The organism is Mesorhizobium sp. PL10, from assembly GCF_053714315.1.
This window is the reverse complement of the sequence record NZ_JBSKBR010000011.1, coordinates 219,418-234,186: the sequence shown is the minus strand read 5'-3', so window position 1 is coordinate 234,186 and position 14,769 is coordinate 219,418. Positions and strand designations below refer to the sequence as shown.

Below are 14,769 nucleotides of genomic sequence, written 5' to 3'. Positions count from 1 at the left end.
CGCTTCAGCTCGTGCCACGCACGCCCTGCGGTTGAATTGCGACAGCCTAATCGAAGCGGTTGCACCATACGCCCCGACCACCAGACCGTAACGCGAAAAGCCCGCCCTCGTGCGGGTGCGCCTCAATGTGCTCCGCGCTCATCGTAAAGCGTGCGGAGGTGACGAACAGTGTGTCGAGATCGGTGCCGCCGAAGGCACAACTCGTCGGCCATGAACAAGGCAGTTCGACGATCCGGTCCAGCCCGCCATCGGGCGCAATGCGGACAATACAGCTGCCGCCCGCGACCCGGCAGTTCCAGATGTAACCTTCGGCGTCGAGGCAGGAGCCGTCCGGCAGGCCGCGCTCGAAACCGGCGAAGAAGTGAAGTGGTTCGCTGAGCCGTGCTGCGCTCTTGTCCCAGCCATAGCTGTAGAGAGCGTTCTTCATCGTGTCGGCGGTGATGAAGCGTCCGCCGGGCAGCCACACCATTGTGTTGGTAATGCCGAACCGGTTCTCGCTAAGGCGCGTCACATCGCCGTCCGGGCCGACCCGGTAAAGCTGGCCCTCATCGCTTGTGATCGCCGTCGGCGCGTTGTCCGGCCCGATATTGTTAGTCATCGTGCCGACCCAGAACGAACCGTCGGGCGCGACGACACCCTCGTTCAACCTGGTGCCGGGCCTGTCGGGCTCAATCGTCGCGATCGGCCGGAACGGGCCGCCGAAGTCCCACAGAGCGATCTCCTTGCGCAGGCCGACGATCGCACCGCCATCCCCGCGCAGGCCGATAGAGGTGACGAGGTCGGGCGTCGGCCAGCTTTCATGGGCTCCGCTCGCCGGATCGAGCCGATGGATCCGGCGGCCGATGATGTCGACCCATATCAGCCTTGCGCGCCGCTCGTCCCAGATCAGGCTCTCACCGACCACGTTGCGCGCATCGAACATCAAGGCGGCATCGGTTTCGGGCATGACAAATCCTCGCGGTGAATCGGCTTGACATATATCTTCAGGCTGAATTATGAGCAATATAACATCAACCTGTCATACAGGTTTAAGGAAGCGATATGCACGAAGCGTCGGAGCCGACCGAGTCAATGAGCGAGCCGAGTCCCGGTCTGGTAAGCACGGCGATCCAGGCGATTACCCAGCACATCCGCTCGGAGGGCCTGGCGCCCGGCGATCCGCTGCCCAGCGAGGCCGCCATGACGCGCCAGCTCAATGTTTCGCGAACCGTCGTGCGCGAGGCCTTCCGTTCTCTTTCGGCGATGCGCCTGATCGACATGAGCGCCGGGCGCCGCGCCACCGTGGCCAAGCTCGACACAGGCGCCATGTCGATGGTGATCGAGCATGGCATCACCACCCAGCAGATCAGCGTGCAGCAGGTCTATGACGTCAGGCGCACCATCGAGATGCGCACCGTGGCGCTCGCCGCATTGCGCCGCACCGAGGCGGAAGCCGCCGCCATCGCCAACTCCGCCCGGCTGATGCGCGAGAATTTCAAGAGCCCCGAGCTCGTCATGGAGCACGACATCGCCTTCCACGAGGTGATCGCCGCGGCCTCGCACAACCCGGTCTTTTCGCTGATCGTCACCGCCTTCAGCGGAGTCACGCGCCGCACCTGGGTGATCGGCTGGCGAACCCGTTCGTCCGACGAGGATCAGCTGAAAATGATCAAGGGCCACGAGGATATCGCCGAGGCGATCCTCAAGGGCGATCCGCGGCTGGCGGCCGAGCACATGGCCGAGCATTTCGACAAGAGCGTGAAGGCGCTGCTCGATGCGGGGATCGCCTGACATGAAGATCAGCGCCATCGAGACCGTCCGCATCGAGGAGCGGCCGAACCTGCTCTGGGTCGAGGTCCATACCGACGAGGGCATCACCGGGCTCGGCGAAACCTTCTACCTGTCGCGCACCGTCGAGGAGTATTTGCACGAATATGTCGCGCCGCGCGTCATCGGCCGCGATCCGCTGCAGATCGATCTGCTCGCCGCCGATCTGGTCGGCTATCTTGGTTTCCGCTCCAGCGGCGCCGAGGTGCGCGGCAACTCCGCCTTCGACATCGCACTGTGGGATATTTTCGGCAAGGCCACCGGCCAGCCGGTCGCGCAGTTGCTCGGGGGCTTCAGCCGCCGATGGATCCGCACCTACAACACCTGCGCCGGGACCGAGTACATCAAGGACGCCAAGGGCCAGACGACGGCCAATTACGGCATCGGCGCTGGACGGGACTATGACGATCTGAACGCCTTCCTCACCCGTGCCGGCGAGTTGGCAGAGGAACTTCTCGATGACGGCATCAGCGCCATGAAGATCTGGCCGTTCGACCATGCAGCGGAAAAGACGCGTGGCAACGACATTTCCGCGGCCGACCTGACGGCCGCGCTCGAACCTTTCGAGAAAATCCGCAAAGCCGTCGGCGACAAGATCGACATCATGGTCGAGTTCCACTCGATGTGGCAGCTCCTGCCGGCGATCAGGATCGCGCAGGCGCTGAAACCCTACGCTACCTACTGGCACGAGGACCCGATCCGCATGGATAGTCTCGGCGACCTGAAGCGTTACGCCGCCGCGAGCCCGGCGCCGATCTCGGCCTCGGAGACGCTAGGCAGCCGCTGGGCTTTTCGCGACCTTCTGGAAACCGGCGCGGCCGGCATCGTCATGCTCGACATCTCCTGGTGCGGCGGCCTGTCGGAGGCGCGCAAGATCGCTTCGATGGCCGAGGCCTGGCGGCTGCCGGTGGCGCCGCACGACTGCACCGGTCCGGTCGTGCTCACCGCCTCGACCCATCTGTCGCTCAACGCCCCCAACGCGCTCGTTCAGGAAAGCGTGCGCGCCTTCTACCGCACCTGGTACCGCGACTTGGTGACGGCGCTGCCGGAGGTGGCGAACGGCATGATTACCGTGCCGCCCGGACCTGGGCTCGGGCTGGCGCTCAACCCCGATCTTGGCAAGGCCTACACCGTCCACCGTCGCGTCAGCGACGGGGCAAGCATCTGAAAGATCCAAAGGGAGGAACAGACATGAAGAAACTCACCGCAATGCTATTGCTCGGTGTCGCCCTGATCGGCGGCCAATCGGTGGCCCGCGCCGACGGGCTCAACATCGTCTTCACCCACCATTCGTCGGCCTCGAATACTTTCTGGCAAGCGGTGAAGAAGGGTTTCGACGATGCCTGCGTCAAGGTCGATGCGACCTGCAATATGGTCTTCACCCAGACCGAGGGCTCGGTCGAGCAGCAGGTCGCGAACATGCGCGCCGCGCTTGCCGCCAAACCCGACGCGCTTTTGACCTCCATCGTCGACGACCACGCCTTCGACGATGTCATCAAGGAGGCGCGTGACGCCGGTGTGTTGGTAATCGCGGTCAATGTCGACGACACCGAGGGCGCCAAGGGCAATGCGCGGCAGGCCTTCGTCGGCCAGGGCTTCAAGCCGGCAGGCTATTCGCTGGCCAAGGCGATTTCCGAGAGCTTCCCGAAGGACGGCCCGATCAAGGTGCTGGTCGGCATTTCCGCTCCCGGCCAGAACTGGTCGGAAAGTCGCGGCGCCGGCGTCATGCAGTTGCTCGAGGAATACAAGGCCGCTCATAAGGACCGCGACGTGTCGTGGGAGCGCATTGACAGCGGCACCGACCTCGCCATCACCTCCGACCGCGTCGGCGCCTATCTCAACGCGCACCCCGACACCACGGCCTATTTCGACACCGGCTTCTGGTGCGCCGGCGTGGCGCGCGTGCTGGCCGACCGCGGCGTGGCGCCGGGCAAGGTGCTGCTCGGCGGCTTCGACCTCGTGCCCGAGGTGCTGCAGCAGATGCAGAAGGGTTATGTCCAGGCGCTGGTCGACCAGCAGCCCTACATGCAGGGCTTCATGCCGGTGATGGAGGTCTATCTCAACAAGAAGATCGGGCTTGCCCCATCGGATATCGACACAGGACAAGGCATCGTGCGGCCGAAGGAGGCCGACGCTATCATGGCGCTCTCCGCGCAAGGCGTGCGTTGAATCTCCGGCCGACAACCGTTCGATCGGCGGCGCGTGGCGCCGCCGATCCGTCTTAAAAATCAACCGTCGGAGCCTTTCGTTGAAGCGCCTGTTCAAGACCTATCTCGAAAAACCGGAACTTGCCGGGCTGATCCTGCTGGTGCTGCTGATCGTTGTATTCCAGATCCGATCGCATGGCGTGTTCCTCAACGCCGACAATCTGCGCGGCATCCTCGGCATACTGCCGGAGGCCGGTCTCGTCGCCATCGGCGTCACCATCCTCATGATCAGCGGCGAGTTCGACCTGTCCGTTGGCTCGGTCTTCGCGCTGATGCCGATGACGATGGCGGTGCTGATGGTTCATGGCGCTCCGTTCCCGCTGGCGCTGCTCGCCGGGCTGCTGGTCTGCGCGGCGATCGGCTTCATCAACGGCTACGTCACCATCCGTTTCGCCATTCCGAGCTTCATCACCACGCTCGGCATGCTGTTCATGGCGCGTTCTCTCACCGTCGTCGTCTCGGGCGGCTTCCCGCCGCTGCTGCCGGCGGACCTGCCGAACTGGCTGTTCACATCCTTCGTCGGTCCAGGCAACATGTTCCGCATGTCGTTCGTGTGGTTTGCCGGCATCGCCGTCCTCACCTCGCTGATGCTGTCGCGCACCAATTTCGGCAACTGGATCAAGGCCACCGGCGGCTTCCTGCCCGCCGCCGCCTCGATGGGTATCCCGACCGCCAGGGTCAAGATTATCTGCTTCATGCTCTGCTCGATCCTGTCCGGCTTTGCCGGCATGCTGCAGGTGCTGCGGCTGGGCTCGCCGCTGCCGTCGATCGGCGAGGGCATGGAACTGCAGGCAGTGGCGTCGGCCGTCATCGGCGGCGCCTCGCTCGCCGGCGGCATCGGCACGGTCATGGGCGGCATCATCGGCACGACGCTGATCCGCGTCATCGACAACGGCCTTGTGCTCAGCCATGTCGACGCCAACTGGTTCAAGTTCGCCATCGGCTTCCTGACCATCTTCGCCGTCGTCGCCAATGCCTGGATGCGCAAGCGCGCCAAAGCGATCAAGATGGAGGCCTAAGACGATGAGCGACGCGATCATCTCCGTACGCAACCTCCACAAATGGTATTCCGGCGTCCATGCGCTGAAGGGCGTGACCCTCGACTTCAAGCGCGGCGAGGCGCTCGGCCTCGTCGGCGACAACGGCGCCGGCAAGTCTACCCTGATCAACATCCTGTCCGGTGTCCACCGCGCCGAGCAGGGCGAGATCAAGGTCGAGGGCAAGCCGGTCTCGATCGCCACCCCGCGCGACGCGATGGATCTCGGCATCGAGACCATCTACCAATACAATTCCATGGTTCCAACCATGTCGATCGCCAGGAACCTGTTCATCGGCCGCGAGCCGACGCGCTTCTCGGTCCTCGGCGTCGGCATCCTCGACCAGAAGAAGATGGCGCAGGAGAGCATCCGCGCGATTGCCAATGTCGATCTGCATCTGCGCTCGCCCGACGCGCTCGTCGGCGAGCTCTCCGGCGGCCAGCGCCAGGGCGTCGCTATTGCGCGCGCCATGCATTTCAAGTCGAAGGTGATGATCCTCGACGAGCCCACCAACCACCTCTCGGTCAAGGAGACCAACAAGGTGATCGGCTTCGTGCGCGGCCTGAAGGAGCAGGGGGTGACAGGCGTCTTCATCAGCCACAACATGCATCACGTCTTCGACTGCTGCGACCGCATCGTGGCGATGGCGCGTGGCGAGGTCGTGCTGGACAAGCGCATCGAGGACACCTCGATCGATGAAGTGCATGGTGTGCTCTAGGGAACTTCGCAATGAAGGTGCTTGCTGGTCATAAAGTGCTGCTGACGGGCGGCCTCGGCTCGCTCGGCCGGGCGCAAGCGGTGACGCTGGCGCGGGCCGGCGCGCGTGTGCTGGTGCTCGACCGGCCCGAGGCCGAGAACGGAGCGGACATCGTCGCTGGGCTGGCCGGTCAGGCCGGAGGCGACATCGCTTTCGTCGGCTGCGATCTCAACCGCCTGGCTGAGGCGGAAGCGACTGTTGCGGCGCTGGCGAAAAAGGAAGGCGACATCGATATCCTCATCAACAACGCGGCACTGATCATCAACCGGCCTTTCGAGGAGTTCTCGCTCGCCGAGTACGAGGACCAGATCCGCGTCAACTCCTCGGCCGCCTTCGCGCTGGCGCGGGCCTGCGTGCCGGGCATGAAGGCCAAGGGCTACGGCAAGATCGTCAACTTCTGCTCGATCACGCTCAACGGCCGCTGGGCCGGCTATGTGCCTTATGTCGCGTCGAAGGGCGCCATGCTCGGCCTGACCAAATCGCTGGCGCGCGAACTCGGGCCGTATGGCGTCCGCGTCAACGCGGTGTCGCCGGGCGCGGTGGTCTCGGAGGCCGAGGAGCGCGTCTTCGGCGACCGGCTCAAAGAGTACAATGACTGGATCCTCGAGAACCAGAGCCTGAAGAAGCGCATCGAGCCCGACAACGTCGCCGAGCTCGTGCTGTTCCTCGTCTCGCCCGCCTCCGACATGATCAGCGGCCAGAACATCGCCATAGACGGCGGCTGGTGAAGGCGTGGCAGGCATGGTCGAACTGAACGACGCACGGGCGCGGCTCGTCCTGGCACCAGAGCAGGGCGCGGCTATCGCCCGTTACGACGCGCTCGTGATCGGCAGCGCGGCGGTTGCTTTGCTGCGGGCAGGGGACGGCACCGGCACGTCCGGCTGCCAGCTCCTGGTGCCGTGGTCGAACCGTATTTCCGGCGGTGGCTTCATCTTCAATGGCCGCTTCCATGCCGTCGAGCCGAATGCGCCCGGCGAAGCCTTTCCGATCCATGGCGACGGTTTCCAGAAACCGTGGCGGTTTGTCCGCCAAACCGACACCGAGGCGGAGCTGGTGCTCGATGACGGCGCGATCGGTCCTTACCGTTATGCGGCGTCGGTCACCTATGCACTGCAGGACGGCGCGCTGGAGGCGCGCCTCACGGTGGAGAACCGCGCCGGCATACGCCTGCCCTACGGCCTCGGTTTCCATCCCTGGTTCCCGCGCGGCGACACGACCACGCTGGAGGCGAAGGCGAAGCGCGTCTGGCTGGAGGACGAGCGCCATCTGCCGGTCGGCGTCGTGCCGGTGAGCGAGCGCCCAGGGTGGGATTTCGCGCAGGCCTCGCCCTTGCCGCCGGGCTGGGTGAACAACGGTTTCGACGGCTGGGACGGCCGCGCCAAGATCGTGCAACTGGAAGAGGGGATCGCGGTCACGCTCGCCGCCTCGCCGGAGCTCGACGTCTACATCCTCTATTCACCGTCGCCCCATGCCGGCTTCTTCTGCTTCGAGCCCGTGTCGCACACGATTGATGCGCATCACGGCGAGGGGCTGACCCCGCTCCAAGATGGGGCGATCTTGAGCGCTAGCATGCGGCTGAACTGGAGTTCCATCGGATCGTAGCCAAGGACGATGTTGCACCTCTTGTTCGCAGCTGACTGCGATGCCTGCTTCAAGCTCGATTTACAGTCATCTCGGCAGGCCTGTTCTGCGTCGCTGAGGGGTCGAGCGGTCGCCGTTAGTAGTCATCGCGATAGGCAGGGTATATGATGGCGCCCGACATGATGTCGTGCCCCCGCGGCTCGAACATGAGCGCCCGCCGTATCCAGTCATGATCGCGCACGAAAAGCTCACGCCGCTCGGCGATCGGGGCATGGGGAAGCAAGGGATCACCGCCGGCGATAAGCCGAACCGGATTCCCGCAGGCGTGGAAGTCGATGCAGAAAAAGCTGCGGCGCATCATCTTTCCCTTCTGTTGGATCAGTGGACTTTCCCACAGTCTTCACATTGCGCCGCGCGTGCTCATCCCTCGCGGCCAGCGCGCAATTCCTGCAGTCGGATCACGGCGTTGATGCCGAGCCAGGCGAGCGGCTCGGGAGGGAGCCGCGCTGGTCCTGGTTGATCCGAAAATTCGTCGAGCATGTTAGAGTGGGTTCCGGTCGCCAGATCGGCGGCCATGACGCCAGCGAGCGTGCTTTTGACGGTCCCAAGACCGTTTTCGCAGCATGCCGAATAGAGGCCCTCTTCGATCTCGCCAAAAGCGGGCACGTGGTTTCGGCTGAGGCAAAGCCGCCCGGCCCAGATGTATTCGAACGGGACGTCCTTTAGGTCCGGAAACCTGGCGTCAAGCGAAGCCCGCTGCTCGGCAGCGATGCCGGCTAAACGTCTCTCGCTCACCTGAATGGACCAGTCGTAGGTAAATCGGGTCCTGATGACGATGCGCGAGGTTCCATCCGAGGTGATCTTCCTGACCGTTGCGCCCATGGGGTCGGCTGGAAGCAAGGCCCACCTGTCCTTGCCCGTCGATTTCGAGGTGAATGGGGCAGTCATCGACGCATAGGTGAAGATGTGCATCAGGCGGCCGCGGAAGTAGCCGAAGTCGTCGATGTGGCCGTTTACGCCGAGGATCACCTTTGGAGCGGTAACGGTTCCATTGCGTGAGTTTGCCTTCCAGGTCCCGCCCAGGCGTTCGAGTTTGAGCACCGGCGAATGCTCGAACATGTCGACTTTGGAGGCCAGCCCGGCGGCGAACCCCCGGATATAGTCGGCGGGCTGGATCATCACGGTGCCCGGCGTATAGAGGCCGCCCATGTAGTAAGACGAGCCGGTGATCTCCCGCATCTCGACGGCATCGAGGAAGCGGTGCTCCTCGCCGATGGCCTTTAGCGAGCGACCATAGTTGGCATTGAGCGTCATGCCGCGCTCTGTCGCCTCGGCGTTGATCTTGCCCGACGGATCGAAGGTGCGCTCGGACATGCCGTATTCCGCCGCGATGTCGGCGGCGAAAGAGATCGCAAAACGGTTCTGGGCGATCTCAACCTTCGTCGCGGTCTCGTCGGCCACGGAATACTCGCCCGAGGACAGATTGTGCGGGACGTCGATCATGTAGCCGGAGTTCCGGCCCGAGGTGCCTTTGGCGATCTCTCCCGCCTCCAGCAAGACAATCCTGTCGTCAGGCCGGAGTTGGGATAGCCGCCGCGCAGCGGACAGGCCGGCAAAGCCGCCACCCACGATCAGCCAGTCGGCCGAGATGCCGTCATCAAGCGTGCTGACCGGGAAGCCGCGTTTGCTGATCGCCTCCCAGCCCGAGACTCCCGATTGCGCCGGAAGACGTTTGACGACAAGGTCGCTCACCGGATGGTCTCGTCGACCGAGCGGTCAGATACGTCGATCCAGATGGTCTTCAGCTCGCAGTAATTGTCATGCGCGAAGACCGACTTGTCGCGCCCGCCGAAACCGGATTCCTTGTAGCCGCCGAACGGGGTCGTCGCGTCGCCTTCGCCGAAGCAGTTGACGGTGACGACGCCGGCGCGGATCTCGCGCGACAGCTTGATCGCCTTGCGCAGGTTGCCCGTATAGACGGACGCGGTCAGGCCGTAATTCGTGTCGTTGGCAAGCGCGATCGCTTCGGCCAGCGAGTTGAATGTTGTGACCGAAAGGATCGGTCCGAAAATCTCCTCCTGGAAGAGGCGGCTCGAAGGCGTCACGCCGTCGACGACGGTCGGCTCGATATAGATGCCCTTGTGGGTGGCGCCGCCATGGGCGACCGCGAGCTTCTCGGTCTTCACGTCGCCGAGGAAGGATTTCACCTTTTCGAAATGGCTCTTGCTGACCAGCGCGCCGATGCGGTTTTCCGGATCGAGCGGATCGCCGGTCTTCCACTCGCGCATATAGGCGCCGATCCGCTCAAGCAGCTCGTCCTTGATCTTAGCGTCGACGATGAGCCGCGACGTGGCCGAGCAATTCTCGCCCATGTTCCAGAACGCGCCGTTGACCACCTGTTCGGCGACGAGATCGAGGTCCTCGGCATCCTCGAGAACCACCGCCGGGTTCTTGCCGCCACATTCCAGCACGACGCGCTTGAGGTTGGAGTCGGCCGCGTAGTGGAGGAAACGGCGGCCTGTCGGCGTCGATCCGGTGAAGGCCACCATGTCGACGCCCATATGCATGCCGATCGGCTCGCCGACGTCCTTGCCGCTGCCCGGGACGACATTGAAGACGCCCGCCGGGATGCCGGCCTCATGCGCCAGCTCGGCGACGCGCAGCGTGGTCAGCGTCGTTTCCTGGGCCGGCTTGACGATCACCGAGCATCCCGCCGCCAGCGCCGGACCGATCTTCCAGGCCAGCATCAAAAGCGGGAAGTTCCATGGCAGGACGCAGCCGACGACGCCGACCGGTTCGCGCACCACCATGGTCAGCGCCTTCGAGCCGACCGGCGCGGTGTTGTCATAGAGCTTGTCGATCAGCTCGGCATGCCAGCGGATGGTGTGGATCGTGTCCGGCACGTCCACCGTCTGACATTCACGGACCGGCTTGCCGCTGTCGAGGCTCTCCATGACCGCCAGCTCGTGGCGGTTCTCTTCGAGCAGCTTGGCGAATTTCAGCAGCACGGCCTTGCGCTCGCCGGGGGCGAGGTGCTGCCAGCGGCCGTCGTCGAAGGCTTCCCTGGCTTTGGCCACGGCGAAATCGACATCGCTGGCATCGCAGGCCGCGATCTCGGCGAGGATCTCGCCCGTCGCCGGATTGGTGGTCTTGAACGTCTTGCCGGAATTGGCCGGGCGGAACGCCCCGTCGATGAAGGCATTGGTCGGGAATTGCAGCTCCGCGGCGAGAGCCTTGTATTCGGCGGCGGTCAGAGGTTCATGCATGATTGGCTCCCGACGTGATCTGGGCGACCGTGCGCTTCAGCGTGGCGACGACAGTCTGGAGGGTTCGCTTTTCTTCGGAATTCAGAGGCCGCAGCGGCGCGCGCACGCCGCCTGTCTTCAGGCCGATCAGCTCGCATCCATGCTTGATCGACTGGACGAACTTTCCGCATTCGAGGAAGTCCATCAGCGGCAGCATCGCGCTCATGATGGCGCGGCCCTTGTCGAAGTTCTTCTCCAGCACGCAGGCTTCGTAGAGCGCGACATGCTCGCGCGGCAGGAAGTTGGAGCCGGCGCAGACCCAGCTCCTGGCGCCCCAGGCGAAAAATTCCAGCGCCTGGTCGTCCCAGCCGCAGGACAGCCCGATATGCGGGAACTTGCGGGCAAGCCGGTGGAGGTTGCCCATGTCGCCGGAGCTTTCCTTGATGGCGACGACATTGCGGGACTTGCCGACGCGGGAGAAATACTCCTCGCCCATCATCACGCCCATGCGGGCAGGGTAGTTGTAGAGCATGATCGGCAGGTTCGCGGCGCGGTCGACGGTGAGCGCGTGAACCGCATTCTCGCGCTCCGTCGGCAGCGCGTATGGCGGCGAGGAGACGAGGATCGCGTCGGCGCCGATCTCTTTCGCAGCCTTGGCGTATTCGACTGAATCTTCCGTTCTGATGGCGCCCGTGCCGATGATCAGGGGGAGGCGGGTACCGATCACCTGCTTGGCGTAGGCGCCGAGATCGAAGCGCTCCTGGGCGCTCTGGGCGTAATATTCGCCGGTCGATCCGCCGACGATGACGCCGTGCACCTTGGCTTCAATCAGTGACTCGAGAACGTCGGCGAAAGCGGCGTTGTCGATCCGTCCATCGGGGCCGAGCGGCGTGATCGCCGGTGTATAGATGCCTTCGAATTTCAAGATGGTTCTCCATCAATGGAGTTTCGATCAGTATGTTGTTCGGCCAACGGGGTCTTTGCGAAGGGTCGTGTCATTGCTTTCAGAAAAAGGAATTGCGTATCCTCACGCGACCGACCCGGATGACAGAGCCGCCGTGATCTGGCGCAGCGAAATCAGCCCGAGCGGCTGGCCGCTGTCTGCGGTGACGAAGGCTGCGTCATAAGAGGAGTTCGTCAGTTCCTTGGCGGCGGTTTCGAGCGTCAGGCCCGACTTCAGCTTCGGCAGAGATCTGGTCTCGGATTGCGGCGTCGGCTCCATGACGGCGTCGACCTTGATGAAGCGGCCGCGATTGACGTCCTTGACGAACCGCTCGATGTATTCGTCGGCAGGGCGCAGAAGGATATCCTGGCTGTTGCCCTGCTGGATGATCGAGCCGTCGCGCAGGATGACGATCTGGTCGCCGAGCCTCAGCGCCTCGTCGAGATCGTGGGTGATGAAGACGATGGTCTTCTTCAACTCGGTCTGCAGTTCGAGAAGCATGGTCTGCATGTCGGTCCGGATCAGTGGATCGAGAGCCGAATAGGCTTCGTCCATCAGCAGGATCGAGGCATTGTTGCTCAGAGCGCGGGCAAGCCCGACGCGCTGTTGCATGCCGCCGGACAGTTCGTTCGGATAGCGCGTCTCAAAGCCGGAAAGGCCGACGCGATCGATCCAGCGCATGGCTGTATCGCGGCTCTTGGCCGCTTCGACGCCGCGCACCTCCAGCCCGAACGTGACGTTGTCGATGACGGTTCGATGCGGCAGAAGGCCGAATCTCTGGAACACCATCGCCGTGTGGTTGCGGCGGAACTCCCGCAGCTCCAGCTCGGACATATCGAGCACGTCGCGACCGTTGATCATGATCGAGCCGGACGTCGGCTCGATCAGGCGGTTGATGTGCCGGATCAGCGTCGACTTGCCCGAGCCCGACAGACCCATGACGACCTGGATCTTGCCGGCCGGCATGGAGATGTTGATGTTGTTCAGACCCAGGATCTGCCCGTGCGCCTTCGACAGTTCGGCCTTGGTCATGCCGCTGCGGACCGCATCGACATATCGCGCCGGCGACTTGCCGAATATCTTGTAGAGGTCACGGATTTCGATTGACGCGTTGTTGCTAGTCATGTGCTGCACCCCGGTGCTTCTGCAGGCGGTGCCCATAGGCCTGGCTGATGCGATCGAAGATGATCGCGATGCCGACGATGGCAAAGCCGTTGAAGATGCCTTGCGTGAAATACTGGTTGGCGATGGCCTGCAAGACGTTGAGGCCGAGACCCTGCACGCCGATCATCGATGCGATGACGACCATGCCGAGCGCCATCATGATGGTCTGGTTGATGCCGGCCATGATGGTCGGCATGGCGAGCGGGATCTGCACTTTCCAGAGCTTTTGCGAGCGCGAGCAGCCATAGGCGTCCGCAGCCTCCAGGACTTCCTTGTCGACCAGGCGGATGCCAAGGTCGGTCAGGCGGATGATTGGCGGGATGGCGTAGATCACCACCGCGATGAAGCCCGGCACCCGGCCGATGCCGAGCAGCATGACCACCGGAATGAGATAGACGAAGGGCGGCATCGTCTGCATGACGTCGAGCACCGTCTGCATGATCCCGCCGACGCGCTTGTAGCGGTTCATCAGGATGCCGAGCGGAATGCCGATGGCGATGGCGAAGATGGTCGAGGTGAAGACCAGCGAGATCGTCTTCATCGCATCCTGCCACAGGCCGAGAAGACCGATGGCGATGAGGGTTCCGATGACGGCGGCGACCACCGTCCAGCGCCTTGCCGCGAACCAGGCGATGACAGCCAGGGCGATCACGACCAGCGGCCAGGGCGCGGTCGAGATGATGTTCTCGAAGAAGATGAGAACGCGCTGTAGCGGATAAAAGAAATCCTCGATCGATTGTCCGTAGCTGCGCGTCAGCGCCTTCAGGGCGCCGTCGATGGCTCGCTTGATGGCAAGCAGGAATTCAGGGTCGAGTTGAGGGAATTTGAAAAGCCAATCCATTTCACAATGCTCCACCTTGAGTGCGCGCCATTGGCTGCACATTGCCGGCCATGGGCCGAGAGCAGGGAATACAGGCTACGCCGACAGACCGAGCCGCCTGGTGGAAGCCTTGAGTGACCTCAAAGCCCCCACTTGCCCGGTAGCCGGACTTTAGAGCGCGGCCTTGACCTTTTCGGCGACGTCAGCCGGAACCCACTTGGTCCAAACGTCCGGCATGTTCTTGATGAACCACTTCGCGCCGTCCTCGCCATTGGCCTGGTTGTCGGTCATCCAAAGCATCACCTTGCCGACTTCGGCCTGGGTCCAGCTGCGCTTGGCGAGATAGTCCTTGACCGGGCCGACATCGTCACGCGCCAGGAACTTGCTGCTGGCCAGCGTCACCATTTCAGCCGGCTTCCAGTAGTTCGGCTTCGGATCGGGGCAGTCCTGCTTCGACGTGCAGCGCGCCCATTCGGCATCGTCGTGCGCCATTTCGAGGCGCACCATCGGATACTTCACTAGAAGCGACGTCGGCGCCCAATATTGCGCGAGAAGTCCCTGCTTCTGTTCATAGGCCTTGGAGATGACGCCATCGAGCGCCGCCGCCGAGCCGGTCGGGACCAGCTCGAAGCCCTTCTTGTCAGCATCGAGTGCCTTGTAGAGCTGCGCGGTCACGACCGTGTCGCCCCAGCCCTGGGGTCCCTGGATAACGCCGCCTTTCGACGGGTCTTCCGGGGCCGGGAACAGGTCCGGGTGCTTCATGGCGTCGTCGACGGTCTTGATGTCGGGATGCGCGTCCGCGACATATTTGGGAATGTACCAGCCCGAAACCTGTCCGTCGCTGATCGCCGTCCCGATCTGGCTGATCCGTTTTTCGGCGGCGCCCTTGGCATAGACGTCGCCGAGCAGGCTTGGCGTCGATTCCGAGGAAATATCCGGCTGGCCCTTCTCGATCATCGCGGTGATGGTCGGCACGGTGTCGCCCGCAACGGTCGTGGCATTGCAGCCATAGCCGTTCTTCAGGATGAACTGGTCGACATTGGACATGGCCTCGGCCGACTGCCAGCTGAAGACCGCCAGCGTAATGTCGCCGCAGGCCGCGTTTGCGGCTCCGGCGCTCAGCAGAGCCCCGATGGCAACGGCGGGAAATAGCATTTTTCTCATGTTGTTCTCCTCACTTTGCGTGGCTTATTGATTGACCGACACCGA

The 14,769-nt window shown here is 63.5% G+C and carries 14 protein-coding genes and 1 pseudogene; 7 read left to right on the top strand and 8 right to left on the bottom strand.

All coding sequences use genetic code 11. The features are described 5' to 3' along the window. Positions 1-46: 46 nt before the first annotated feature. The gene (locus ACWGTO_RS19680; RefSeq protein WP_454576462.1) at positions 47-946 is read right to left on the bottom strand and encodes an SMP-30/gluconolactonase/LRE family protein; all 900 of its coding nucleotides are present in this window, start codon (positions 944-946) and stop codon (positions 47-49) included. Positions 947-1,071: 125 nt separating this feature from the next. On the opposite strand from ACWGTO_RS19680, the gene ACWGTO_RS19675 reads away from it, so the two are divergent. The 7 genes from ACWGTO_RS19675 (at position 1,072) to ACWGTO_RS19645 (ending at position 7,409) form a co-directional block, all read left to right on the top strand. Continuing rightward, the gene (locus ACWGTO_RS19675) at positions 1,072-1,770 is read left to right on the top strand and encodes a FadR/GntR family transcriptional regulator (protein ID WP_454576461.1); all 699 of its coding nucleotides are present in this window, start codon (positions 1,072-1,074) and stop codon (positions 1,768-1,770) included. A gap of 1 nt (position 1,771) precedes the next feature. Continuing rightward, positions 1,772-2,974 carry a mandelate racemase/muconate lactonizing enzyme family protein gene (locus ACWGTO_RS19670; RefSeq protein ID WP_454576460.1) on the top strand — a complete coding sequence of 401 codons (1,203 nt, stop codon included), beginning with the start codon at positions 1,772-1,774 and terminating at the stop codon, positions 2,972-2,974. A gap of 23 nt (positions 2,975-2,997) precedes the next feature. Continuing rightward, positions 2,998-3,975, top strand: a complete 978-nt coding sequence (locus ACWGTO_RS19665) for a substrate-binding domain-containing protein (protein ID WP_454576459.1) — start codon at positions 2,998-3,000, stop codon at positions 3,973-3,975. Between the two features lie 79 nt (positions 3,976-4,054). Beyond that, positions 4,055-5,032 (top strand): ABC transporter permease, encoded by a 978-nt coding sequence (locus ACWGTO_RS19660; RefSeq protein WP_454576458.1) that lies wholly within the window; start codon positions 4,055-4,057, stop codon positions 5,030-5,032. 4 nt (positions 5,033-5,036) lie between these two features. Continuing rightward, positions 5,037-5,768: an ATP-binding cassette domain-containing protein gene (locus ACWGTO_RS19655; protein ID WP_454576457.1), complete on the top strand. Its 732-nt coding sequence runs from the start codon at positions 5,037-5,039 to the stop codon at positions 5,766-5,768. A gap of 11 nt (positions 5,769-5,779) precedes the next feature. Then, complete coding sequence (locus ACWGTO_RS19650) at positions 5,780-6,535, top strand: SDR family oxidoreductase (RefSeq protein WP_454576456.1); 756 nt, start codon at positions 5,780-5,782, stop codon at positions 6,533-6,535. Between the two features lie 13 nt (positions 6,536-6,548). Next, the gene (locus tag ACWGTO_RS19645) at positions 6,549-7,409 is read left to right on the top strand and encodes an aldose 1-epimerase (RefSeq protein WP_454576455.1); all 861 of its coding nucleotides are present in this window, start codon (positions 6,549-6,551) and stop codon (positions 7,407-7,409) included. A 121-nt stretch (positions 7,410-7,530) separates the two neighbouring features. Here ACWGTO_RS19645 and ACWGTO_RS19640 read toward each other — a convergent pair. The 7 genes and pseudogenes from ACWGTO_RS19640 to ACWGTO_RS19610 form a co-directional block, all read right to left on the bottom strand. Then, positions 7,531-7,746 (bottom strand): annotated as a pseudogene (locus ACWGTO_RS19640) (proline racemase family protein); the annotation flags it as partial. A 62-nt stretch (positions 7,747-7,808) separates the two neighbouring features. Continuing rightward, positions 7,809-9,140, bottom strand: coding sequence for an NAD(P)/FAD-dependent oxidoreductase (locus tag ACWGTO_RS19635; protein ID WP_454576454.1), 1,332 nt, complete (start codon positions 9,138-9,140; stop codon positions 7,809-7,811). Next, entirely contained in the window at positions 9,137-10,654 is a 1,518-nt protein-coding gene (locus tag ACWGTO_RS19630) for an aldehyde dehydrogenase (RefSeq protein ID WP_454576453.1), read from the bottom strand. Before ACWGTO_RS19630 ends, ACWGTO_RS19635 begins: the two co-directional genes overlap by 4 nt. Next, positions 10,647-11,558, bottom strand: coding sequence for a dihydrodipicolinate synthase family protein (locus ACWGTO_RS19625; protein WP_454576452.1), 912 nt, complete (start codon positions 11,556-11,558; stop codon positions 10,647-10,649). The genes ACWGTO_RS19630 and ACWGTO_RS19625 overlap by 8 nt, the downstream gene beginning before the upstream one ends. Positions 11,559-11,660: 102 nt before the next feature. Next, positions 11,661-12,701, bottom strand: a complete 1,041-nt coding sequence (locus ACWGTO_RS19620; protein ID WP_454576451.1) for a quaternary amine ABC transporter ATP-binding protein — start codon at positions 12,699-12,701, stop codon at positions 11,661-11,663. Further along, on the bottom strand, positions 12,694-13,581 hold the full coding sequence (locus tag ACWGTO_RS19615) for an ABC transporter permease (RefSeq protein ID WP_454576450.1): 888 nt from the start codon (positions 13,579-13,581) through the stop codon (positions 12,694-12,696). The genes ACWGTO_RS19620 and ACWGTO_RS19615 overlap by 8 nt, the downstream gene beginning before the upstream one ends. 150 nt (positions 13,582-13,731) lie before the next feature. Further along, positions 13,732-14,724, bottom strand: coding sequence for a glycine betaine ABC transporter substrate-binding protein (locus ACWGTO_RS19610; protein WP_454576449.1), 993 nt, complete (start codon positions 14,722-14,724; stop codon positions 13,732-13,734). Positions 14,725-14,769: the final 45 nt, after the last annotated feature.

Bases quoted from the DNA above. Each gene is read 5' to 3' on its own strand.
- ACWGTO_RS19675 (WP_454576461.1), top strand. From the start codon at position 1,072: ATGAGCGAGCCGAGTCCCGGTCTGGTAAGCACGGCGATCCAGGCGATT.
- ACWGTO_RS19615 (WP_454576450.1), bottom strand. From the start codon at position 13,581: ATGGATTGGCTTTTCAAATTCCCTCAACTCGACCCTGAATTCCTGCTT.
- ACWGTO_RS19620 (WP_454576451.1), bottom strand. From the start codon at position 12,701: ATGACTAGCAACAACGCGTCAATCGAAATCCGTGACCTCTACAAGATA.
- ACWGTO_RS19680 (WP_454576462.1), bottom strand. From the start codon at position 946: ATGCCCGAAACCGATGCCGCCTTGATGTTCGATGCGCGCAACGTGGTC.
- ACWGTO_RS19655 (WP_454576457.1), top strand. From the start codon at position 5,037: ATGAGCGACGCGATCATCTCCGTACGCAACCTCCACAAATGGTATTCC.
- ACWGTO_RS19630 (WP_454576453.1), bottom strand. From the start codon at position 10,654: ATGCATGAACCTCTGACCGCCGCCGAATACAAGGCTCTCGCCGCGGAG.
- ACWGTO_RS19645 (WP_454576455.1), top strand. From the start codon at position 6,549: ATGGTCGAACTGAACGACGCACGGGCGCGGCTCGTCCTGGCACCAGAG.
- ACWGTO_RS19650 (WP_454576456.1), top strand. From the start codon at position 5,780: ATGAAGGTGCTTGCTGGTCATAAAGTGCTGCTGACGGGCGGCCTCGGC.
- ACWGTO_RS19665 (WP_454576459.1), top strand. From the start codon at position 2,998: ATGAAGAAACTCACCGCAATGCTATTGCTCGGTGTCGCCCTGATCGGC.
- ACWGTO_RS19670 (WP_454576460.1), top strand. From the start codon at position 1,772: ATGAAGATCAGCGCCATCGAGACCGTCCGCATCGAGGAGCGGCCGAAC.
- ACWGTO_RS19610 (WP_454576449.1), bottom strand. From the start codon at position 14,724: ATGAGAAAAATGCTATTTCCCGCCGTTGCCATCGGGGCTCTGCTGAGC.